Source organism: Salinisphaera sp. Q1T1-3 (assembly GCF_003602005.1).
Lineage (GTDB): Bacteria > Pseudomonadota > Gammaproteobacteria > Nevskiales > Salinisphaeraceae > Salinisphaera.
In genome coordinates this window covers 127,961-150,779 of the sequence record NZ_QZWD01000002.1, presented here as the reverse complement: position 1 = coordinate 150,779, position 22,819 = coordinate 127,961, and the positions used below count along the sequence as shown (strand labels likewise).

Below are 22,819 nucleotides of genomic sequence, written 5' to 3'. Positions count from 1 at the left end.
ACCGCGGCTCGTGCCAGCATTGGATAACGCACGATCGCGGATACCGCCACGCCGTGCGGCCCGCGGCCGTCAGCCGCGATAGCCGTAGGGATTCGCCGACTGCCAGCGCCACGCATCGGCCATGATGTCGTCGAGCCCGCGCTCGGCGCGCCACCCCAGTTCCTGCCCGGCACGCGTCACGTCGGCCCAGCACTGCGCTACGTCGCCCTGCCGGCGTCCGACCTTGTCGAACGGCACAGGTCGCCCCGAAGCCCGTTCGAATGCGGTAATCATCTCGAGTACCGAATACCCCCGGCCAGTCCCGAGATTCCATGTCCGACAACCGGTGTCCTGTCGAATCACGTCGAGTGCCGCGCGATGGCCCTCGGCGAGGTCCATGACATGGATATAGTCGCGCACCCCGGTGCCGTCCGGTGTCGAATAATCACTACCGAAAACCGACACACGCTCGCGTCGGCCAACCGCCACCTGGGCGATGAACGGCAACAGATTGTTCGGCATGCCATTTGGATCCTCACCGATGCGACCACTGTCGTGGGCGCCCACCGGGTTGAAGTATCGCAGCAGTGCGATGGACCAGCGCGGATCGGCGGCCTGGAGATCCCGCAGGAGCCACTCGATCATCAGTTTCGAGCTCCCGTAGGGATTGCTCGGCCGCCCGGTCGGCGCGTCCTCGGCCAACGGCATCGTCGAGGACTCCGTATAGACGGTTGCCGACGAACTGAAGACCAGCGTAAAGACACCTGCACGCTGCATGGCCTCGCAGAGCGACAGCGTTCCCGTCACGTTGTTGTCGTAGTAGGCCAGCGGCCGCGCCGTGCTCTCCCCCACGGCCTTGAGGCCCGCGAAATGCACGACGGCCTCGATGGCATGCCGGGCAAACAGGGCGTCGAGGGCGTCGCCATCACGGATATCGCCCTCGATGAACGACAGATCACGTCCGGTGATCTCCTCGACCCGCGACAGCGATTCGCGCGAGGCGTTGCAGAGATTGTCGAGAATCACGACATCGTAACCGGCCTCGAGGAGAACCAGCGCCGTATGGGAGCCGATGAATCCCGCGCCGCCTGTCAGAAGAATACTCATGCCGGACCTGGAAGATGAAGGAATCGATGGAAACGGCACGAATCATGACACGAGGCCGATGACCAGCAAACCGCCCAACCAGACGAGCAGCACGCAGACAGCGAGCCGTTGCACCGGCAGCCGGATGCAACGCCACGCCAGATCGGCCCCGAGAAAGACCAGTGCACTGTAGACCAGCGCCGCAAAGAGCGGCCAGGCAATGTGACCATGCTCGAATAACGTCATCTCGCCGGGCTCGTGGCACGGTCACGGGTAACGAGCACTGTTTCACCGGCCCGCACACGTACGCCCGGCGATAGCGCACATCGCATGTGCATCGGCACTTCCAGCACCACGGTGCTGCCCAGCAGGATACGACCCAGCCGCTCGCCGCGTGCCAGTGAATCGCCCGGGGACGGCCATACCTCGATGCGACGCGCGGCGATGCTCGTCACCAGACGGATAGCGATTTCGTCGGCACCGGCATCGATGACAATGCGTTTCTGCACGGGGCAGTGCTTGGCCGCGAGAAACGCGAAATCACGCCCCTCGCCGTCACGAAACGCATCGCCCAGTGTTTCAATCGTGCGCACGCGGCCAGCCAGCGGGCTACGCTGGACATGGACATCCCAGAACGACAGCGCGATGACGATATAGCGGACGGCGCCCGCAGTCTCCGCACTCAGAAGCAGCCCGTCGGCCGGTGCGAGCAGATCCTCGCCGGCCGACACATCGCGCACCGGATCGCGGTTGAAGAACGCCAGATATCCCGGGTGCAGACGCCCCGTGTCCAGCATGGCGCGGATCTGGGCCTCCGGCCAGCGCAGTCGCGGCGGCAGGAATCGGCGGATGACCGGCGACGGATAAGGCCAGGCTCGTACCCAGGCGACCACCAGGCAGGCCAGACCCGTCAACACGACCAGCTGACAGATCAGCGTATACACGGGGGCGCAACGTGTGGCATCCGGTGACTAGTCAGTCAGTGACTGGCATGTCGATCGAGCCAGTCCTGGAGTTCGCGACAGGCTTCTTCGAGGGCCTCGGGCAAGGTATCCCGCTCGACCGGCTCGACGCGTTGCCCACTGGTGTCGAACCGGGTCTTGTCCAGAACGGCGGTGCCGATGCCGGCCGACTCGAGCATGGCCGTCAGCGTTTCCTTCGGCGTCAGACGCAATTGCGCCCCCGAATATAGATGAATCGCGCGATTGCCGGCCAGTCCGGCCTCGCGAAAACCGACGTGGCGCGCATACCACAACAGCGCGTGCACGGCGGACTCGTCGAGCGTTGATTCGTTCCGGGCAAGTGCGTGCAGCGACTCGGGCAGCCGGCCGGCAACCGGTACGTTGTCATCGGCCAGCAGATGTCGCAGTCGCGTGCGGGACAGGCGCGCATTCGGTCGCGTCGCCATCTCGCGCAGGTGGCATCGATAGTCCTCGTACCACCACAAGGCACGCGCCGGCTGAAAACGCTCGATCAGGCCACCGAGATCCTCGGCCCGCAGTTCGTCTGGCACCACGAAGACCATCACCGGCGCCCGCGAGCGCGCCACGAGTTGCCCGATCGCCGGATCGGCGTGCAACTGCCCATTCTCGGCCAGACGCGAATCGTCGGAGCGATAGACATCCGTTTCGAAACTGGCCTCGAGTATCGACGGCACCCGGCCCTGCTCGAGCGCCACGTCACCAGCGACGAACAACACCACGGGCGTTTCCTTGGCCGAACGTCCGCCCCAGAACCGCTGATAAAGCCACTTACGAATCTGCATTACCCACCCTGGCCCCGCCGTCGTCACCGACGGCGAGGTCATCGCTTAGTCATGTCATGGCGCGGACGCCCGCTCCGGCCACATCCTCGGCTGGCAAGCAGGATTACATGAAACGGGGTTCATCACATCCCTCGCATCGAAAAATAGGCCATACTCGCGATATCGCGGTTTCCGCATTCCGCCCCATTCACACGCCATGCAACGCCACCGACTGACCCTCAAGGAAATAGGATTCGCCTATAGCGCACACCGCACAGCCGATCATGTCATGGCCACCCTCAACCGCGAACAGTTGCTGGCCATTCGCGACGAGGAAGTGCTCAAGGACGACCGGCGGTTGGTGGACTTCAAGTATTTCAACGTCCGCCCGTGGATCGTCGAAAACATCAAGCGAGCGCTGCGCCTGGGCCTGGATGAATCGCGCGGCGCGCGGCTTCTCGATCTCGGCACTGGCTTCGGCTATTTCCCCTATGTCTGCGAATTCATGGAGCACGAGGCCGAGGCACTGGACATCCCGGGCCACAGCCTCTACGACCGGATCATCGATACGCTGGGCATCAAGCGCGGCCAGCACCGGATCATGCCATTCCAGCCCCTGCCGGTGCCCACGCGCCGCTACGATTACGTCACGGCCTATCAGGTCGCCTTCAATCGGCCCGATCTACATATCGCCTGGGGGCCGGAGGAATGGGCTTTCTTCATCAACGACGTTCTGGACAACCAGCTCACGGAGGGCGGGCGACTACATCTCGAATTGAACTGGTCGTTCAAGATCGGCGATTGGTACGACCCGGCTTCGCGCCAGCTCTTCGATCGGTATCACGCGCATCGTCTCGGCAACGAGATTGATATCTACAAGACGACACCGAACCTCTGACCCCATGTCCGGGGCCGGATAGCAGGCGCCTTTTATAACGATCAACCGTCTAGCGATACGCAGCCCGGCTCGGTACCGGACCGACTTCCATGGCCCACGTCTGCCTTTCAACGGCTGGACGAGACCCTCTCGCCATCATGGCCCCGACGCCGTCGGTAGACCAGCGTCATTTCGAGCCACAGCGGATGGCGCGTTGCCATGCCGCCCACGATGGCGCCCGCCAGGGCACAAGCGCCGGCACACAGAATCGGCCCCCATAGGGCCTCGGCGCTGGGCGGATAGCACCAACGGCTCACGGCTGCCGGCACAAGTGTGGCCACGGCAAGCCATGCACTGGGCATCAGTGCCCGTGCGTAAGCGGCAGCGCCAACGCCGGACTCGCGTGCCAGACCGATCGCCACGAGCACCACCAGTATCGCAGTCGTTGGAATCAGCGCGGCCGCAATGGCGACCAATCCCGCGCTGGCGGCAATCACCAGGGTCACGACGGTGGCGATCTGCCACACTGTGACCCACAGCGTGGCCGTGCCTACCCGACCGATCGCGGTCAGCAGATCCTGATAATGCATCACGATGAGCGAGATCGCGACCTGGATGGCGAGTAGGCGCAGGATCGGCACCGCCATATCCCATTGATCGCCGAAAAAGATCCGAATGATCGGAAACGCCATGAGCGATGAGAATCCCAGAAATGGCCAACCCAGCCCGGTGATGAACGTGATCGAGCGCAGATACAGGTCACCAGCGATACCACCATCACGATGACGCTGCGCCAAGGCCGAATACGCCACGGTACCCACGGCGGCCGACACGTTGTCGCGAAACAGGCGCACCAGCCCGAATCCGCGACTGAACATGCCCACGGCCGTGAAACCGATCATGCGCCCGATCACGAAGTCCGGCGCGCTGTCGCCCAGGCGACTCATCACGCTGCCGAGCGTCTTCTTGAGGCCGAAGTTGCCGACCTCGCGCCAGTGCTTAAGCCCGATGCCACGAATCCGGTGATGACGCCCCCAGTAAAGACATCCGGCCACGGTGGTCAGCATGCCGGCGACCGCGCCCCACGCCGGGCTGAAATAACCGAATCCGTACCAGGCCAGCACGATCGTCAATCCATTCTGGACCAGTAACTGCGTGGTATTGATCTTGTAGCGAATGCCGAACTGCAGCTCGCGTACCAGCATCGAACTCGTCGTCGAGCCGATCGGCAGCAGCAGATACGTGATCGACAGAATGCGCAGCACATCGGTCAGATCCGGTTCGCGAAAGAACGCCGCGATCAGCGGGCTGGTCAGAAACAGGAGCGCGGCCAGTGCCCAGGCGACGATCCACGTGATCGTGAACGCCGTCTGCGGTTTGCCGGTATCCAGTCGATCGGCCTGGACGATGTACTCGCTCGTGCCGAAATCACGCAGCATGTGCACTAGATTGACGAACGTAACCGCGACCGAATACACACCGATCTGGGCCGGCGTCAGCAGTCGGCTCAGAATCATGATCGACGGGAACGTGATCATCAGATCCGTATACTGCTGAAGGCTGGACAGCACGACGGCCATGCGCAACGTCGTGGGCTGTGCAGGCACCCCGGTCGCCGGACTTTTCCTGCGACGCCACATCAGCGCTTGCAGCCCTTCAAACCGTCCACCATGTCAGCGATCACCGGCAACCGGACGGCTCGGCAGAATCGCGAACTGTGGCGCCCGACTGTAGTCCGGTCGCACCGGCCGGGCCATGAACCATCGCCAACCTTCGGCCGCGGCGGGCTCGCCGGTACTCGCCGCCGACGCGGCCCCGATCTGCAGGTTCGCGACGAAGCCGGTATCCGAATCCGGATAGCCGGCCATGGTGCCGGGCGGAAACGAAAAACCGTCCTGATCGGGTCGTTGTCGCAGCGCAGCATTGACGGTACGTGCATCACAGCCGGCACCGGCCATTTCGGGGAAGCTGGCGCGATAGACATCGGCAAAACGCTTGTAGAGTGGCGCCTGTCTTTCAGGCCGCACCTTGAGCGAATAGGCACTGGCCATCTCCGGACAGAAACCGGGCGCGGTCAGTGTCCCGATCTGCAACCGGGCTACATAGCGCCGCAGATGCTCGGCACCGGGAAACCCCTGATCGGCGAGATTGCCGGCTGCCCAGGTGAAGAACGAAGCCTGCCAGGGCGCGATACCGACATGCTCGGTACCGTCCGGTCCGGAATAGGACATCGCATAGCCGTTGGTGATCACGCCCAGTGCGTTGGCCGCGGGATTATCCGAGTAACTGGCGTTGTACCACTTGATGTTCTCGTCGACGACATGCGTAAAGAACGCTTTCTGCGGATCGTCGTCGGCCAGCAGATAAGCCGCATCGCCGAGCGTGCGCAGGGCCCAGGCCTGCCCACGCAGCTGTTCGCCCTTGAACAGGCCCGCGCGGTAGTTGCGATACCCGGGATTCGACTGAAAGACCGTCCAGTCCGCCCAGAATGACAACTCCTGTGCGTAGTACCAGTCGCCGGTCACGAGGTAGGCGACATAGGCCGGCGCCCCGGCGTGCGCGAGTTCCGGATTGAGCGGGCTGTCGCAATCGCCCTGGCACGCCGGCAGGCGGTCATCGCCGTGCGGCGGCACATCGCATTTGGCGCGCTCGGCCGGGCCGATCAGCGTAGCGCAGGGATGGGCATCCACGGACAGAACGTCACCGGTATCCCGCTGGCGATAATGCACGTGATAGGCCCCGAGAGCATCGCTGTTGGCGAGCATCCAGCGATAGGCGCGATAGTCCTGCGGATGGATGACATAAGCGGCGCTCCAGGTCGGCAACGGCCCGATCTGGCTCTGGGCCCCGGTGGATTCCATGCGCGGATTGACATCGCAATGGTCCATCGGCGCGCAGTCGCGGCGCACGTTGGCCATCATCGTCTTGTCCAGTGTCACCTGCTCGTAGCGCGGCACGGCCGGCGTCGCCTGCAGGTAGCGGCCGTTCAGAGCCGCGAACCAGGGCGCGCGATCGTAGCGGCCCCACCACGCCACGTGATGCCAGCGCGCCTGGCGATAGTGTGTCAGTCGATCGACCGTGAACGGTGCCTGGCCCGGCGTGATCAGCTGCGCGTTGTAGGACACGTTCGACGGCTCGACGTCGTACGCCCAGTCGTTTTCGACCACCGTGTCGGTGCGCACGCTGGTCACCGGTGCCGGACCGTAGGCGCGCACGGCGAAAAAGACCATCAGCCGCGGATGCGCACGTCCGTTGCTGTCGGTCGGCGGTGCACCGACCACCCATTCACCGGCGAGCGGCCCGTCCAGCCAATGACGACAGTAAAGCGTCGTGGCGGCACATCCGCCCTCGCGACGGATGCGGGACAAGACGGCGCGCGCGCTGCTCTGCCAGGTCTGATTACCCGCGTCGAAGATGATGCCGCTGTCGTAATCGGTGGCCAGCACGTCGTCGATCGTCAGGGCGCGGCCGCCGGCAGCCGAGGCGGCATGGCGACGGGCGAGTACCAGCGACTGGTTGGCACGCTGTGAACACGGCACATCCACCGTGATGACGGCATGGCGCAACGAGCCATCGGCGTTGCGTGCCTTGGCATCGACCTGGGTGGGCAACGCCGTGTCGCCGGCCATCAGTGCCAGCGACGCGCTGCGCGGTACGTCGCCCGGGCGAAACGCCTGGCCAAAGGTCACGGGTGCCGTGCCCTCGCATTGATCGACAAGCGAGGCCAGTCGCAGATCAACGACGCCATCGGTGGCCGAGGTCGCCGCCGGCGCGGATACGCTCACGCTTGCCGCAAGCAACGCGCACAGACACAACCCGATACGATGCCACGCCGTGAACGAGCGCGCTTCCTGCCGTTTGAAATGAACTCGCACTTTACCGAACGCTCCCAGTTGGACAGGCTGTATCGATGACGCAATCCCCGTCGAGTGCGTCGACCCTGGAACGACATACGAGGCACGACCGGATTGGACGCGAGCAATCGACTCTACTGCTTCTGGCTCGGCGACAACACCATGCCGCCGGCACGACGCTCGGCACTCGATTCACTGGCGCGGACCGGGTTCGAGATCATACTGATTACGCCGGACAATCTCGATCGCTTCGTCCCGCCCGAGATTCGGCATCCGGCCTATCCGCATTTGAATCTGGCGCACCGGGCCGATTACCTGCGTTGTTATTTCATGCATCACGTCGGCGGCGGGTATGCCGACATCAAATGGGCCACCCAGAGCTGGCGCCCCAGTCTGGCGCGACTCAACGCCGATTCGAACCTGCTCGCCGCAGGCTATGCCGAAGACAGCCCGACCTATATCGCCAATCTCGACCATCAGCCGTCCGATATCGCGTGGCGTCGCGCGCGTGTGCTGGCCGGCCGCCTCCAGCGTCGCTATCTGCAGCGTCATTATCGACGCCTCATCGGCACCTGCGCTTTCATATGCAAGCCCGCGACACCATTGACCACCGCCTGGTGGGCCGAACTGAATCGACGGCTGGACCGGCTCGCCCCCGCGCTGTCGACATCGCCTGCCCGGACTCCGCGTGAACGGGCCGGCGAGATGGTCGATGGCAAACCCTCGCACTACCCCGTGCCGTGGACCTATCTCCTGGGCCACATCCTGCATCCGCTGGCGCTGAAATACGCCGGCCATATCGATCGCGGCCTGCCGCCGCCCCAGCTCGATCATCCGGATCACGGCAATTATCGTGCATCGTGAGCCGCGTGCCCCGTCGCGACGAGCCGTTATACTGATGCCGACCGATTTCGATATCCGCGCCCTTGCCCGTGCCCCGCTATACGGATGATGCCAGACGCCCGACGATCTCCATCATCGTCGCCGCGTACAACATCGCCGACTACATCGTCGGCTGTCTGGATGCCTTACTGATCCCTGAAGCCGACGAGTGCGAGATCATCGTGGTCGATGACGGATCGACCGATGCCACCGCACGTCTCCTGTCGGGCTATGCGGATCCGCGCCTGCGTGTCCTGCGCCAGGCAAACGCCGGACTCGGGGCTGCGCGCAATACCGGTATCACCGCGGCGAACGGCGCATACCTACTCTTCGTCGATGGCGACGACTGGACCGATCCCGCCCTCGTGCCAGCCTGTCTCGACGCGATACAGGCCGCCCCGGACGTCGAGATGTTCGTGTTCGATTATTTCGATGTCACCGAAACCGGACAGACACGCCGGCGCTGCTCGCCCGACTTCTGGGGGGCGCACAATGCGGCATGGAACAAACTCTATCGACGCGATCTGATCGGCGACACGCGTTTCGACTGCGGTCTCTGGTACGAGGATCTCGCGCGTGTCCGGGCCTGGCTGGCCTGCTGTCAGCACATCGAGCATATCGATGCCGCGCTGTACTACTATCGCAACGCCCGTCAGGGATCGATCATGAACGCACTCGAGGACGAACGGCTGATGCACCTGCCGATCGCCGCCGAACGCTGTATTCAGCGCATCGAGGCCAGCGACGTGCCACCGGACACGCTGCACGCGCGACTCGGGCCCGACTGGCAACGCCGCTTCTATACCGTCGAGGTCTTCGTTCGTGGCATCATCCAGCGGCCACGCCATATGCCGGACATGCCAACGCGTCGACGTTTCATCGCACGCATGAAACCGACGCTGCCACCGGGGGTGCCGGATATCGCCGTGGTCCGTCGTCAATTCGGCGCCAAGATCGCGCTGGCGAGCCTGCTCTACAAGCGCGGTGCCGATCGCGCCGCCGAGGTCCTGCTCTACGACCTGCGCCGGGCTCGAGACCGGATGACACATCTGCTCGGTGTGCGACGCCGATAGGCTCTTACGCCGGGTTTCATGACGTCCCGGGTCGCTGCACGCACCGATCGTCTGGCAAAGCCGGGCGCCACCGACCTGTACCGGGCCCGGCGGCATGGGGCCCACACGGCGTGGCACGATCGCTGATCGGCCCGCGGTATTCCGGCGTCGAGCTCAGTCGAACGACGCCGCCGGAGATTTTCGTTCGGTCAGCCTGTCCAGATGTGCTGCCAGCGTCCGTGTGGCATGCCGACGCGAATAACGCGACAACCGGTCGTCGTCGGCCTGCCAGACCGCACTGTCGCTACCTTCGACCTCGAGCCGTGAACAGAGCGTGGCCAATGCGTTTTCGATGGCCGCTGGGTCATCCGGTGCACCACAGACCCCGACGTCGAGTTCATCGAGCAATGCCTGGGTGTCGCCGTCCGGATCGACCAATGCGAATATCGGTCGCCCCGCCCGCAGATACTCGAACAGCTTCGCGGGCACCTGGCGATTGAAGCCCCGCCCCTGCAGCACGAGCAGCGCATCGGCGGCGGCCTGTTCCGCCAGGGCTTGCGCGTGCCCGATACGCGGCGCGATCTCGACCATGTCCGACAGCCCAAGCCGCGTGAGGTGCCGGTGGCATTCGGCCTCCTGCTGCGTGTTGCGAAACACGATGTGCACCCGTTCGGCGTCGATCCGGCCAGCGCGGCGCATCGCGGCCAGCGTCTCGAAAAAGACCGTCGGGTCACGATCGGTCGGATACAGCTGCCCTGAATGCACGACCCGCAACGGGCCATCGCCTCGCCTCGCACGAGGCTGCGTCATCGTTTGCAGCGCCGGGTCATAGCCGTTCGGAATGACCGAGCACCGCCCCGCGATCTCGGGAAACCGGCGACAACAGTCACGCGCCGCTCCCGGTGTGGCGAAGATCAGATGATCCGCGTGACGCATGACGAAACGCTCGAGCACGCCCAGCGCGCGACGCTGGATCGGCGAGCCGTCGACAGTCATCGGATCACGAAATTCAGCAATCCAGGGACGCCCGCTCAGACGCGCCAGCGTGCCGGCCACGAGATGCGCTGTCGCGATGGGATATGTCGACCAGATGACCTGAATATCGTGACGCCGGATGACGCGCAGACCGGTCAGAATCGCACCGGGCGCCCAGCTGACCCAGCGATCGGGGGCCGCTGTCCAGGCCATGTAGCGATGACGCCAGCCGAAATGGCGACGTGCATCGAGCGCCCGGCTGCGATGCACGATTCCGGGCACCACGCCATCAGACTCGCAGCTGTCGGGATCGTAGGCGCGCATGTCCGGCGCCAGAACATGCGGCTGCCAGCCGAATGTCGGCAGATAGGCCGCGAACGCCCGCGCTCTGAGCGCACCAGGCGAGGCCGCCAGCGGCGGGTAATGAAACGCCACGAGCAAGGCCCGGTGTTGCCACTGCGCCGCGTCGTCGACCATCACCAGTCCGGCAGACGGGAGCCGCCTGATCGTGCAGGTCGCGCCGGGCGTGGCGAAGTCCCCTCCGGCGTGCGGGAACGCCGCCTCGAACGGGTACGCTCCGGCCTTTTCCCGGTCGACGGTTCGGCAACGACGGTGTCGCTGTGATGAGCATACGTCGAGAGCAGCACCTGCATCACCGCCACCAGCGCCAGCATCTGATACAACAGATCGATATAGGGGGTGGGCAACAATGCACCGGCCGCGCCGTATCCCACCAGGCTGGCCTGCATCATGCTCGCGAGATCAGCCAGCCACTGCGCCTGCACCGGGCCGGCCCGGGCACGGCGTCGGATATGCCCGAGGCTCAGATACCCAGCCAGCAGCAGCGCGACGAACAGGCCGAGGCCGACGAATCCCTGCTCTCCCAGCACCTCGAAGAAGATACTGTGGATGGCCCGTCCCGGCACGGCACCTTCGGGCCCGTACTGTTCCCACATCGAATGGCTGGACCAGACTTCCATGCCACCGCCGAGCACGGGGTGCGCCAACGCGACGTTGGTGGCGAACTTCCAGGATTGGATACGCCCCTGCGCCGACTCGTCCTGCTGATACTGATCGATGGTGTCCATCCGCGCGAAATATTGCGGCGGCATGAAGGAAGCCAGCGCGAGCGCCCCGATCGGCGCAACGAGGATCAGCATCGCCCGGCGCCGACTCTTCCAGATCAGCATCGTCGCGGTGATCGCCAGAGCCAGCAACCCGCCGCGTGAGTAGGTGCCGATCACGCTGACCGCGGTCAGCGCCATGAGCACCCACATCCCGAGACGCACCCAGCGCCGCTCGGCATGCAGCTGAACATAGCGCATGAGCGGCAGGGTCATGCACATGATCAGCGCGAAGATGTTGTTGTCCGTGAAGAAACTGCTTTCCGGTCCCATCACGTGGTAGTTGCCGCCCGTGGCCAGCGTGAACAGCCCGCCCTTGAATCCCCAGAATCCGAACGACGCCACGATGGTCCAGATCACCCACTCCAGCCGCTGTCGATCGATGACCAGCATGAGCGTGACGAGTGTCATCACCATCATCTTGAGGAACTGCTCGTAGCGCGCCACGGCCCCGGCCGGCTCGGCAGCCTGGAACGTGGACAGTGTGATCCAGCCCAGAAATGCCAGCATCAGCACGACGACCGGCTTCATGGGGGGCGCACGCCGCTGGTTCGGCTGGGCCAGCAGGGCCAGTAGCGTCGCCACGGCGACCAGCACGACCCACGGAAAATCGACGGCGAAGCCCCAGGTTTCGCGGTGCGGGTTCAGATAACTGAACATCATCCACAACAACAACCCGATGATCGGCCGCATGAAGGCCATGGGCAGCGTACCCGTCACGAACAGCAGTAGGACGAGAGAGCGCACGATCAGACGACCGGTGTGAGTTGCATGACGGCATCCATGAAGAACTTGGGTGCCCAGTTGGGATAACGATCGGTCATGTAGTCACCGAAGATCGGCGCGGAACCGGCGATGCCGCCGCGCACGGCCGAATCCGTGGCCGTCAGCGACTGGGTACCGGCCACGAACCCGACAGCCCGTTCGGCCGCCCTTCGCCAGTTGCGCGTGTCGTCGACACCGATCAACGCCAGCCAGGCCTCGGCCAGCTGGGCTTCACCGGTCAGACAGCTCCACGGCGCGGCTTCACGCCAGTCGGCATCGTAACGACCCGCCAGACTGCCGTTGCGACGCTGGCGGTCGACGAGCGCGGCCAGTGCCGGAACCGCGGCCTCCACATAGGTCCGGTCCCCCAGCCGCAACCCGAGTCCGACCAGACCGTGCAACGCATAGCCCAGCGTATGGGTCAACGGACGCGCATTGTCTTCCAGATCGTTGTTCTCGAGCCAGCCGTTGTCGTGCAGCTGCGTCAGTGCCCAGCGACCGTTGGCACGCGCCGCCTCGAGATAACGGGGCTCGTCGAGCGCGCGGCCGGCTTCCGCGAGGCCGAGTGCGGTCCGCGTGTTGTACGTGTTCAGCGGATGTGTCGTCAGCGGCGAGCCGTAACGCCGCCAGGCGCCGTCGTCGTCCTGGACGGAGACGAGCCAGTCGCAGGCGTGCCGCAGTGAGGCGGCGAACCGCGGTTCACGCGTCTCCTGCCAGGCAGCCGTCCAGCCGAACAGGACCTGACCGGTATTGAAGACGGTCGGCACCCGACGCTTGGCATCCATCGTGCCGGCCGAGACCGCCCCCGAATCCAGCTGAACATCGGATTCCCAATGCGCCATGCGGGTCGCGCGATCGAAGAAATCATCGCGGCGACTGCGCCGGGCATAGGCATAACAGGTCGGGATGATATAGCCGGTGGTTTCCGGATACGACGCCGCCCATCGCCGCCGCCGCCGATCGTAATAAGCCGGTACGCCACCGGCGATACCCGCATCCTGAGCGCGGGCGATCCAGTCCGCGGCCGCATCCAGATGTGGCTCGAGCGCCTCGACGGGCACCGGCGCCCCGCGCCGCCAGTGATACCAGCGCTGGCGCATGGCGCGCGGCAATAACGGCTTGAGCAGACGTTTCATCGCGACAGCCCTCGACGCAGACGACGGACTGCGCGCTGGCGCCAATCGGCGAGCTGCGGGCCGGGGTCCCGCAAGCGCCAGAGCGCATCGACGATCGGCATATCGAAAGCCCCGGCACCGGCCGGGTCGACGTCCGCCGCCTTGGCATCGGCCATCGGATCTCGCCAGATCACGGACGACCGTTCGCCCGCCGCCGGATGTGGCAATGCCTCGCCAAGCGCCCAGCGACAGGCTGCTGCCGGGAGATTGACGCCGCAGAGCGTGGCGATTTCCTCCTGATGATCGGTACGGCCGATGGTCGGCTCGATCATGACGTAATCCGCACAGGATGCGTGCCATTTGTATTCCATGCTCGCCAGACCGACAACCCCCGCGCCGCGGAAAAACGCCGTGGTACGGGCAGCCAGGCCATCAGCCGCGGACGATGCCCGCGTACAACGCGCCGTCCCGCCGGTGGCGCGCGGCCAGGATCGCAGCTTGTGCCCGACGAAGGACAAGGCGGCAGCACCATCAGGCGGCACGAACTGCAGACAGAAATGCACGCCCTCATCCGGTCCGTCCACCCATTCCTGCACGATCATCGCCGGCGAAACCGACAAGCGTTCGGCGAGCGCCGCAGCCAGCGTCGCGGCATCCTCGAAGCGTTCGGCACGCGGATAATGAGCGAGATAGGCCGGCTGTCGCCCCGCCGGTTTCAGTATGAACGGCGGGGCCAGCGCCCCGATGCCGTCGATATCAGCCGGCGTTCGAATCGCCAGACTGCGCGGCGCGATCTCGTTCTGTGCCGCCACCGCCTCGGCGAAACCGGTCTTATCCTGGAGTCGCGTGACGACATCGGCCGGCGGCAACATCAATACATAATCGTCGGCCAGTCGCCGACGCGCGCACGACACGGCCGCTACATCCTCTTCCCGGGTCAACACGAGCGGCCGGGCCGGTCGTCGGTGGCGCCTGGCCTGATGGATCAGCGCGTTGACCACACCATCGCGCGTCGTGTCGGCGTATCGCCGAACCCGGGCCAGCCGCGTATGCACGGCCGGCCCGGCCTCGCCCTCACCGACCAGCAGATCCACGCCGATGCCATCCGCCGCGAGACTACGCACCACGCCGAGCGCATTCAGGCCGCCGCCGACAACGGTCGCTCGCCGCGTCGTCACCGGTCGGCGCACAGTCTTTCGGCCACGCTCCCTACCTGTCGGGCGTTGGCCGACCAGCTCAGATCACGCGCGACACAGCTCGCATGCGCCGCCTCGGCCAACCGGGCGCGCAACGCGTGGTCCGTGATCAATCGACGCACGGCATCGGTGAAACCGGTGCGCGAGCCGGGCGCAAACAACAGGGCGTCCTGTCCGTCCGTCAGGATCTCGGTGATGTTCGGCTGATCCGGGGCGACGATCGCACGACCACAGGCCATGTATTCGAATAGTTTGAGCGGCGAGGCATAGGCCACAACCGCCGGCACGAGCGCGATATCGAATGCGCCGATGTATTGCATGATGTCGTTTCGCCCGACGATACCGGTGATCGTCAGCCGGTCGGCGACACCGCGGGTGGCAGCCTGCGCCCGCAGGCCCTCGCAGGCCGGGCCGTCGCCCACAATCAGGCAATGCAGATCATGCACGCCCGCATCGGCGGCCAACATCTCGACCACCCCGTCGAGGCCGTGCCATTCGCGTGCGAAACCGACGAAACCGAGCACCGTGCGCCCGGCCAGCCCCAGCGCCTGCTTGTACGGTGCTTCATCGGTCACGCGGTGGAAACGCTGTGCGTCGATGCCGTTGGGCGTGACGCTCAGCCGTGCACGCGGCACACCGGCGGCCACGATTCGCGCCGCCAGGACCTCGGTCACGGCAAAGACATGATCGGCCCCCTGCCAGGCGCGAGACTCGGCCCAGCGCGCCAGCCGGGGCAACGCCAGGCCCCCGTAGGCCGAGCGTTCGGCATATAACGGCGCATTCACCTCCAGCAGCAACGGTATGCCGAAACGTTGGCGCGCCAGAACCCCGGACAGCAGCGACAGGTTATAGCGCTCGTAGATCACATCGGGCTGGAATCGCACGATGGCCCGAGCCAGCCGGCGATAGTCGAGGCTGTTGTAACCCAATTCGAGCAACTCGTACGCCGCGCCGGGAATTCGTGCCTTGAGCGCAGCCACCAGGCCCGACTCGCCGCCGAAATCCTGCGCCTCGAACCCCTCGGGCCCGACGACTTCGACGATATGGCCGGCACGGCGCAACGCCGCGACCATTTCCTCGATATGGACGTACTGGCCGTCCTTGGAACCGATACGGTGATGATAGAGAATCTTCATGACACAGCCGCCGTCGTCGGGGTGCCATCCGGCGGCGTGATGCCGGTCAGGCGCGAGAACAGAGCGATCTGGCCGGCCGTGGTCGGCGCCCAGTCGAAGGATTCGGCATGCCGACGCCGTGCGGCGCGCATGGCATCGTCGTCTTCGGCGGCCAGCAACGCATGCCATGCATCCTGCATGGCCACCGCGCTGCGCTCGGTCATGAGCACGCCGGCGGGCAGCGCCGAAAGCACTTCGGGAATACCGCCGACCGGCGTGGCAATGACCGGACATCCACAGGCCATCGCCTCGAGCACCACATTGGGCATGCCTTCCGAACCGGCGGCATGCATCAGAACATCGGCCGCCGAGAAATAGACCGGCAGGTCGTCGTGCGCGACGGCGCCGACAAAATGCACCCGATCGGCCACGCCATGTTGTGCCGCCAACGTCCGGAGTGCACTTTCCTCCGGGCCGTCGCCGACCAGCACGAGTTGGACGCCGGGCTGTCCGGCCAGTGCTTCGATCGCAATGTGCATGCCCTTGCGCTCGATGAGATGTCCGACACAGAGCCATGTCGGCATCGACCAGCCCAACGCGGCCCGTGCTTGCGCACGCGGCATCGCCGTAAAACGCGACAGATCGACGCCGTTGCGCAACGTGACGAGGCGCCGCGGGTCCACGCCCAGACACGCCATCGCCTCGGACAGCGCGGCCGAAACACCGATCAGACCGCCGGCCCAAGCGGCCGCCTCCCGGATCTGGCGACCGGGCACCGGCATCCGGGCGATCTGGTTGATGTCGGCACCGCGTGCGGTCAAGGTCAACGGACGATTGAAACGACGGGCCAGTCGTGCGGCCGCGACCCCGTCCGGATACAGATAGTGCGCATCGATCAGATCGAAATCGAAGCCGTCACGACGCAGCGACGCCAGGGCGGGCGCGACGGCCCGGGCATAGCTGGCCGGCGTCCAGGTCATACCGATGCGCGGCAGCACCACATAGCGCGGATGCGCGATCGTCAGGCCGTGTCGTGTCTCCTGCCGGGGTACGGCGGCCATGCGCGCATAGCGCCCGAAACGCGGATGGCGCGAGAAGAACCACGGCACCGGGGCGATCACACGGGCCTCCACCGCGCCGCTGGCCACCAGCGCACGCAGCCGCTCCTCGACGAAAATACCGTGGCGCGGCTGTTCTCGATTCGGATAAAGACTGGCCACCACCGCAATACGAATCGGGCGCGTTGTCATGGCGATCGCCTCATGACGCAGAAGCCACCGGCGTGCCCCAGTCTGTCTCGCCGGCCTCGCGGGCCAGGAAATTCGACAGCATGAGCAGTGACCAGAGACTTGCACCATGGTCTGCCGCACCGCTTGTGTGACGCTGCCAGAGACGGGCGAGCGCCTCCGGCTCGAACAGGCCGGACGTGACCAACGGCCCCTGTGTCAGGGCGTGTTCGCCGGTCTGTCGCAGGGGGCCACGGAACCAGTCGGCCAGCGGCACCGAAAAGCCCTGCTTGCGCCGATCGCGCACGTTGGTGTCCAACACATCGGCAAACGCCTGCTTGAAGACGTACTTGCCCTGGCCACCGCGCAATTTGAAATCGCTGGGCAGGCGCGCCGCCCAGTTGACAAAGTCATGATCGAGCAACGGCACGCGGACTTCCAGCCCGTGGGCCATGCTCGCGCGATCGACCTTGGTCAGAATATCGCCCGGCAGCCAGGTCTTGTAATCCAGATATTGCGCGATCGACAACGGATCATCGGTGGCCGCGTTCTCGGCCGTCTGCGCGAACAGCGATTCGACCCGATACCCGTCGAGCTGTTGTGTGAACGCCGGGCTGTACAACGCCTCACGCAGCTCGACCGGCATGATCGAGACACTGTGACAATAAGCCGTGGCCGTATCGCGTGCCAGCGACTGGAACGTGGTGCGTGCGCGCAGGAACCGGGGGGCCCGATCAAGCTTGGGATAGAGCCGGCCCAGCGTGCCGAAGACCGGGCGACGCAGCGCAAGCGGCACGCGATCGCGCACACGTGATTCATTAGCGTGCAGACGATACCGACGATAACCGGCGAAATCCTCGTCGCCGCCGTCGCCGGACAGGGCGACCGTGACCTGGCGCCTTGCGAGCTCGCAGACGCGGTAGGTCGGCAACGCCGAGGCATCGGCAAACGGCTCGTCATAGACATCGATCAACCGGTCGATGAGATCGAAATCGTGAGCGGAAATCTGATGCGCGCGATGCGCAGTGCCGAACGTCTCGGCCACCCGGCGTGCATGCGCCGATTCATCGTAGGCCGCTTCCTTGAAGCCGATCGCACAGGTATTGACCGGATCCGCGGTCGCACCGGCCATGAGCGAGACGATAGCCGAGGAATCCAGCCCGCCGGAAAGAAATGCGCCCAGTGGCACATCGGCAACCAGTCGCATGCGCACGGCCTCGTCGAGCCGTGCGCGGAGATCCTGGGCCGCGGTGCCCATGTCGGCATCCGCCTCGACCGCGGAGAAATCCACGTCCCAATAGCAGACCGTCGTCGGCGCCCGCATGCCCGCGCGCCAGGTCAGGGTATGGCCGGCGGCCAGCTTGCGGGCGTCCGTGTAGATCGACAACGGCTCGGGGACATAGCCCAGTGCCAGGTAGGATTCGATCGCCCGCGGATCGAGCCGCCGATCGAGATCCGGATGGGCACGCAGGGATTTCAGCTCCGAGGCGAACAATAGATCGCCCGCCGGGGTGACCGCGTAATACAGCGGCTTGATGCCCAGGCGGTCACGCGCGGCGAACAGACGCCCGGTCACCGCGTCCCAGACGGCGAAGGCGAACATGCCGCGCAGATGCTGGACGCAGTCCGGGCCCCAGTGTTGCCAGGCTGCGAGCAACGTGTCCGTGTCGCAGTGACCGGAGAACTGATAGCCGGCGGCCTCGAGCGTCCGGTTGAGCGTGCGGTAGTTGTAGATCTCGCCGTTGTAGACCAGCGTGTAGCGCCCGTCGGCGCTGGTCATGGGCTGGGCGCCACTGGTCGGGTCCAGAATGGTCAGCCGACGATGTCCCAGCCCCGCCCCCGGCACAACGATGCGGGCGTGATCGTCGGGGCCGCGATGCGATTGTCTGTCGTTCATCGCGCGCAGGCGATCGGCATCCGGGATGCGACCGTCGGCGGTGATGATGCCGGTTACCCCACACATGCTCGAACCTCTAGTTCAACAACAGATCATCGTAGAGCCTACGATACCCGGCGACCATGGCCGCGACGCTGAAATCAGCGACGATACGCGTTCGCGCGGCGGCGCCGAGAGCCGCCGCGCGATCCGGCTCGGCCAGTAGTGTCTCGATCGCCTCGGCCATCGCCGCCGGTGCGCCGGATGGCACCAGCAGCCCGTGCGTCCCGTCATCGACAAGCTCCGGGTTGCCCCCGACCCGGGTCGCCACGATCGGTCGTTCGCAGGCCATGGCCTCCAGCATCGTGAGCGCAATGCCCTCGGCGATCGAGGCACAGACATAGACCGCCATGCCGTTGAGCAGCGTCGGCGTATCGTCGCGCGCACCGGCCAGCCAGACGGCCTCCTCCAGCCCCAGTGATCGGACCTGGGCGGCCAGTGCATCGCGTTCCGGTCCGTCGCCGATGATCACCAGACGCAGCGGTACGGCACTGCGCGCGTGCAGCTGGGCAAAGGCCGAGATCAGCGTATCGAAGCCCTTGACCGGATCGAGCCGTCCAATCGTCCCGATGACCCGGGCCTCGGCCGGCCACGGCGCGAATGAACCCGATTCCCGCAGCGCGGGCCCTGCCTTGAAACGTGTCGTATCGATCCCATTGCGGATCAGATGGATCTTGTCCGCGGGCAGACCCAGATCAGCGCGCATCCATTGGGCCAGGTCACCGGAGACCGGCACAAAGGCACTGATGAACGGCGCCATCAGTCGCCGCAGCCATCGATACTTGCGGTTGCGTCCGTCCGGATCCGCGGCGTCGCGACCGTGCTCGGCGTGGACAATGCGACGCACGCCGGCCGACCGCGCCCAGATCGCCACATCAAGCGTGCCGATATTGTAGGTATGCACCACCGCCGGCGCGAGCGAGCGCAGCATCGACCGCAGGCGCAGATAAGCGCGTGGATCCTTGCCGGGCTGCTTGTCGAGCGCGGTCACCGATACACCGGCCGCCTCGGCACGCTCGGCCTGCGGGCCGGCATCCCGCAGGCACACGATATGATGATCATAGACCTCGGCCGTGCGTTCGATGAGCGTCAGCGCCACGGATTCCATACCGCCGAGCGCCAACCGATCGATCACATGGACGATTCGCGGACGCCGATGACTCACCGCGAACCGTCACGAATGACGCCCGCGCTCTGTGCCCCCGCTGCGGCCAGTGCCGCGGACGAAAACGAATCCGGCCCGCTGATCACCAGCAGTCCGGTCGGCACCGCCCGTCCGCCGAGCCGCGCAAGCGCCTGTCGACGTTTCAGATGTTCCGGCGACGCGGTCCATTCGTCGCCAACGCGGAATACATAGAGTAACCGCCGCACCGCGCCGGTCTGGCGATCACGCAACGAAAGCACCGTGAACGGGATACGAGCGTCGGGCCCGGACATCGCGCGCCCTGCCCCGACCTGCTGCCATTGCGCCGGATCGAACAGCCGCTGCAGCAGACTCGTGATATCGGCATCCACCCCACCGGTGACGTAATCGATGCGCAGGGCCGCGCTCGGGTCGCCGTAGCGGGCTGTCTGATGCGATGCCGCGCCGGCCAGCTGCGTGGTGGTCGATCCGGAATCAGCCTGTCGTGCCAGCCCGGCAACCCGGGCCGGCAGTGGCGGCGCGGCCTGTTCGGCCACCGCTCGCTGCGCCAGCAGACCGCTGGCCGCGAACCAGGCCGCCGGCACAACGATGATTGCCAACGCTGCACCGCCGACTGTCAGCGCCCGGCCTTTCGTGGCGGGCGCGACACCGCGATCGGGCGTCGGCGGACTCGGCGGCGCTTCATGCCACGGCCAGCCGGCAAGAAACAGCAGAATCAGAACGGCCCCGAAGAATTGCCAGCCGAAGATCATGTGATCGGTGCCGGTGGCATAGTGCATGCCGAACGTCTCGCCGATCAGGATCGTGAAATAGACACGCAGCCCGTTGGCAACGATCGGCACGATCATCGCGATGACCACGAACGCCAGACGCCGACGCCAGCGCGTGTAGAACAGATGCGCGTACAGCACGCCGAATGCGGTCAACGCGACAAAGAACTTGATCCCGCTGCAGGCCTCGGCGACGTGCCAGGCCGAGGCCGGCGTATCGATATAGTGCCCGTCCATGAGCACGGGCACGCCGGAGATCTTGAGTACGGCGACCGCAAAATGCGCCGTGACCGTCTGCAGCGGGCCCACCATGAAATTGCCGAACGGAATGGCAAACAGCAGATAGCCCAGCGCGAAGGCGAGCACGCCAGCCACACGCGGGCCGTAGAACGTATAGACGAGCGCCGGCCATACGAGCACCAGCGCGATGTGCTGGGCGATATTGATCTGGGCAACGGCACCGGCCAGCCAGAGCCCCAGTAGCCCGAAGAGCGCCACGAGGCCGACCGGCCGCGGCCGTGCCGCGACACGCGCAAGCCAGGCTCGGCGTGACCAGGCCAGCACGAGACAGATCGGAAAGATCAGAAACGCGTACTGAAACGTGCCGGTATGCGCCCAGATCTCGGCGAGCCCGATATAGCTGCCCGCGTAGAGCCCGACCATCGCCAGCGCACACAGGCCGAACCCGATATGCAGCGTGCGCTGCCACGGCGTATCGGCATATGGGACCTCGGTCGCGGAGCTGGATTCCATCGATGTCCTCATCGAACGGTGGATTCGGCCGGCAGCAACAAGGCCTCGAGCGCGGCGCGTTTCGCCGGCCACGCGTAGTGGCGCGACACATAATCGCGCGCCGCCGGCACGCCGGCGCAAGAGGCGCCGGCGCGTACCCGGTCGCACACGGCCCGGGCAAAGGCCTCGGCCGATTCGGCCTCGGTCGCGAAATCCGGCGCGAGTTCGTCGAGTCCGGCCGCGGCCTGCGGCGTGAGAACCACCGGACGCGCCATGGCCAGTGCTTCCAGCACCTTGTTCTGAATGCCGCGCGCGATACGCATCGGAGCCACCGCGACATGCGCGGCCGCCAGATACGGCCGGACATCATCCACTGTCCCGGTGACGATCACCCCCGGTGTGCGTGCCAACGCACTGACCTCCGGCGTGGGCCGCGCGCCAACGATCGTGAACGTGGCCTCGGGCAAATGGCCTCGGACCGTCGGCCAGACATTCTCGACGAACCAGCGCACGGCATCGACGTTGGCGCCGTAGTCCATGGCCCCGGTAAACACCACCTGCGCTGGGCCCTCGACTGCCGGCCCGGCAAACCGGACCGCATCGAAGTAATCGGTATCCACGCCGTTGCCGATGGCATGAACGCTTGTCGCGATGGACGGCGCACCGCGGGCGAAAAACGCGGCCTCGGCCGGCGAGACGAAAACGCTGGCATCGAAGGCGGCTGCCAGCGCGCGTTCGGCCCGCGCCAGCGTGCGGGCCTCGCGGGCATACACCCAGCGCATCGGCCCGCGTGCACCGTTTCGAGCGTACTGGGCCCACTTGTCCGAATCCACATCGACGAAATCGAGCACGCGTCGCACATCGACACACGACTCGACATAGGGGGCAACGGTCGAGGAAAAGACCAGAACCGCGTCGATCGGCCGGGTTTCCAGGACGTTTGCGACGTAACGCGCGAACGCCCGGTCATGGTAATAAGCGAATCCCAGCGGCTGGCCGGCGGCCAGTCCCCGGAGGCTGCGCAGCCGGGCGCGACGGCGCGGCAGCGCGCGATAACAGGTGGTTTGGCACAGGGCATCGAGCGTGTCGCGATGTGCCCAGTCGGCGGCCTCGTCGATGAACGTGCCCAGATGCACCGTGTGATGCGCGGCCAGCTCGCGAAGCCAGTGGTAAGAGCGGATCTTGTCGCCCTTGTTCGGCGGATACGGTATCCGGTGCGACAGGAACAAAAGCTCGGCCATGGACGG

19 protein-coding genes are annotated in these 22,819 nt (G+C 65.6%); 3 read left to right on the top strand and 16 right to left on the bottom strand.

The annotated features are described in order from the left end of the window. Positions 1-69 precede the first annotated feature (69 nt). The 4 genes from galE to D3260_RS02865 are packed head-to-tail and all read right to left on the bottom strand — an operon-like array spanning position 70 to position 2,830. Positions 70-1,086: a UDP-glucose 4-epimerase GalE gene (galE, locus tag D3260_RS02880; RefSeq protein ID WP_120097064.1), complete on the bottom strand. Its 1,017-nt coding sequence runs from the start codon at positions 1,084-1,086 to the stop codon at positions 70-72. Between the two features lie 42 nt (positions 1,087-1,128). Beyond that, entirely contained in the window at positions 1,129-1,311 is a 183-nt protein-coding gene (locus D3260_RS02875; protein ID WP_120097063.1) for a hypothetical protein, read from the bottom strand. Then, a complete protein-coding gene (locus D3260_RS02870) occupies positions 1,308-2,009 on the bottom strand; it encodes a phosphatidylserine decarboxylase (protein ID WP_120097062.1) in 702 nt (233 codons plus the stop codon). Before D3260_RS02870 ends, D3260_RS02875 begins: the two co-directional genes overlap by 4 nt. 35 nt (positions 2,010-2,044) lie before the next feature. Then, positions 2,045-2,830, bottom strand: coding sequence for a hypothetical protein (locus tag D3260_RS02865; RefSeq protein ID WP_120097061.1), 786 nt, complete (start codon positions 2,828-2,830; stop codon positions 2,045-2,047). Positions 2,831-3,026: 196 nt separating this feature from the next. Here D3260_RS02865 and D3260_RS02860 point away from each other — a divergent pair, with 196 nt between their 5' ends. Continuing rightward, entirely contained in the window at positions 3,027-3,707 is a 681-nt protein-coding gene (locus D3260_RS02860; RefSeq protein WP_120097056.1) for a hypothetical protein, read from the top strand. Positions 3,708-3,814: 107 nt separating this feature from the next. Here the strand turns inward: D3260_RS02860 and D3260_RS02855 are convergent, their stop codons facing one another. Beyond that, entirely contained in the window at positions 3,815-5,266 is a 1,452-nt protein-coding gene (locus D3260_RS02855; protein WP_158583369.1) for an oligosaccharide flippase family protein, read from the bottom strand. A 93-nt stretch (positions 5,267-5,359) separates the two neighbouring features. Then, positions 5,360-7,471, bottom strand: coding sequence for a hypothetical protein (locus D3260_RS02850; protein WP_147418087.1), 2,112 nt, complete (start codon positions 7,469-7,471; stop codon positions 5,360-5,362). Between the two features lie 183 nt (positions 7,472-7,654). Between D3260_RS02850 and D3260_RS02845 the strand changes: the two genes are divergently transcribed. Next, positions 7,655-8,404 (top strand): hypothetical protein, encoded by a 750-nt coding sequence (locus tag D3260_RS02845; protein ID WP_120097053.1) that lies wholly within the window; start codon positions 7,655-7,657, stop codon positions 8,402-8,404. A 68-nt stretch (positions 8,405-8,472) separates the two neighbouring features. Next, a complete protein-coding gene (locus D3260_RS02840; protein WP_233543940.1) occupies positions 8,473-9,495 on the top strand; it encodes a glycosyltransferase family 2 protein in 1,023 nt (340 codons plus the stop codon). A gap of 153 nt (positions 9,496-9,648) precedes the next feature. Here D3260_RS02840 and D3260_RS02835 read toward each other — a convergent pair whose 3' ends face one another. From D3260_RS02835 to D3260_RS02790, 10 genes are read right to left on the bottom strand one after another with little or no spacing between them, the layout of a single operon-like run. Beyond that, complete coding sequence (locus D3260_RS02835) at positions 9,649-10,926, bottom strand: glycosyltransferase (protein ID WP_120097051.1); 1,278 nt, start codon at positions 10,924-10,926, stop codon at positions 9,649-9,651. Continuing rightward, positions 10,926-12,320 carry a putative O-glycosylation ligase, exosortase A system-associated gene (locus D3260_RS02830; protein ID WP_147418086.1) on the bottom strand — a complete coding sequence of 465 codons (1,395 nt, stop codon included), beginning with the start codon at positions 12,318-12,320 and terminating at the stop codon, positions 10,926-10,928. Before D3260_RS02830 ends, D3260_RS02835 begins: the two co-directional genes overlap by 1 nt. A gap of 2 nt (positions 12,321-12,322) precedes the next feature. Beyond that, positions 12,323-13,474 (bottom strand): hypothetical protein, encoded by a 1,152-nt coding sequence (locus D3260_RS02825; protein WP_199671328.1) that lies wholly within the window; start codon positions 13,472-13,474, stop codon positions 12,323-12,325. Further along, on the bottom strand, positions 13,471-14,631 hold the full coding sequence (locus D3260_RS02820) for an FAD-dependent oxidoreductase (RefSeq protein ID WP_147418085.1): 1,161 nt from the start codon (positions 14,629-14,631) through the stop codon (positions 13,471-13,473). The genes D3260_RS02825 and D3260_RS02820 overlap by 4 nt, the downstream gene beginning before the upstream one ends. Continuing rightward, on the bottom strand, positions 14,628-15,785 hold the full coding sequence (locus D3260_RS02815; RefSeq protein ID WP_120097048.1) for a glycosyltransferase family 4 protein: 1,158 nt from the start codon (positions 15,783-15,785) through the stop codon (positions 14,628-14,630). Before D3260_RS02815 ends, D3260_RS02820 begins: the two co-directional genes overlap by 4 nt. Next, the gene (locus D3260_RS02810) at positions 15,782-17,014 is read right to left on the bottom strand and encodes a glycosyltransferase (protein WP_199671327.1); all 1,233 of its coding nucleotides are present in this window, start codon (positions 17,012-17,014) and stop codon (positions 15,782-15,784) included. Before D3260_RS02810 ends, D3260_RS02815 begins: the two co-directional genes overlap by 4 nt. A gap of 10 nt (positions 17,015-17,024) precedes the next feature. Further along, complete coding sequence (locus D3260_RS02805; RefSeq protein ID WP_120097047.1) at positions 17,025-18,953, bottom strand: XrtA/PEP-CTERM system amidotransferase; 1,929 nt, start codon at positions 18,951-18,953, stop codon at positions 17,025-17,027. A 10-nt stretch (positions 18,954-18,963) separates the two neighbouring features. Beyond that, entirely contained in the window at positions 18,964-20,091 is a 1,128-nt protein-coding gene (locus tag D3260_RS02800; protein WP_120097046.1) for a glycosyltransferase, read from the bottom strand. Continuing rightward, positions 20,088-21,593 carry an exosortase A gene (xrtA, locus tag D3260_RS02795; protein ID WP_158583367.1) on the bottom strand — a complete coding sequence of 502 codons (1,506 nt, stop codon included), beginning with the start codon at positions 21,591-21,593 and terminating at the stop codon, positions 20,088-20,090. Before xrtA ends, D3260_RS02800 begins: the two co-directional genes overlap by 4 nt. 8 nt (positions 21,594-21,601) lie before the next feature. After that, a complete protein-coding gene (locus D3260_RS02790) occupies positions 21,602-22,813 on the bottom strand; it encodes a TIGR03087 family PEP-CTERM/XrtA system glycosyltransferase (RefSeq protein WP_120097044.1) in 1,212 nt (403 codons plus the stop codon). Positions 22,814-22,819 lie beyond the last annotated feature (6 nt).

What these genes read in the sequence shown, in the direction of transcription:
- D3260_RS02815 (WP_120097048.1), bottom strand. Translation starts at nt 15,785, where the DNA reads ATGAAGATTCTCTATCATCACCGTATCGGTTCCAAGGACGGCCAGTAC.
- D3260_RS02805 (WP_120097047.1), bottom strand. Translation starts at nt 18,953, where the DNA reads ATGTGTGGGGTAACCGGCATCATCACCGCCGACGGTCGCATCCCGGAT.
- D3260_RS02790 (WP_120097044.1), bottom strand. Translation starts at nt 22,813, where the DNA reads ATGGCCGAGCTTTTGTTCCTGTCGCACCGGATACCGTATCCGCCGAAC.
- D3260_RS02825 (WP_199671328.1), bottom strand. Translation starts at nt 13,474, where the DNA reads ATGAAACGTCTGCTCAAGCCGTTATTGCCGCGCGCCATGCGCCAGCGC.
- galE (WP_120097064.1), bottom strand. Translation starts at nt 1,086, where the DNA reads ATGAGTATTCTTCTGACAGGCGGCGCGGGATTCATCGGCTCCCATACG.
- D3260_RS02810 (WP_199671327.1), bottom strand. Translation starts at nt 17,014, where the DNA reads ATGACAACGCGCCCGATTCGTATTGCGGTGGTGGCCAGTCTTTATCCG.
- D3260_RS02860 (WP_120097056.1), top strand. Translation starts at nt 3,027, where the DNA reads ATGCAACGCCACCGACTGACCCTCAAGGAAATAGGATTCGCCTATAGC.
- D3260_RS02855 (WP_158583369.1), bottom strand. Translation starts at nt 5,266, where the DNA reads ATGGCCGTCGTGCTGTCCAGCCTTCAGCAGTATACGGATCTGATGATC.
- xrtA (WP_158583367.1), bottom strand. Translation starts at nt 21,593, where the DNA reads ATGGAATCCAGCTCCGCGACCGAGGTCCCATATGCCGATACGCCGTGG.
- D3260_RS02865 (WP_120097061.1), bottom strand. Translation starts at nt 2,830, where the DNA reads ATGCAGATTCGTAAGTGGCTTTATCAGCGGTTCTGGGGCGGACGTTCG.
- D3260_RS02835 (WP_120097051.1), bottom strand. Translation starts at nt 10,926, where the DNA reads ATGGTCGACGACGCGGCGCAGTGGCAACACCGGGCCTTGCTCGTGGCG.
- D3260_RS02875 (WP_120097063.1), bottom strand. Translation starts at nt 1,311, where the DNA reads ATGACGTTATTCGAGCATGGTCACATTGCCTGGCCGCTCTTTGCGGCG.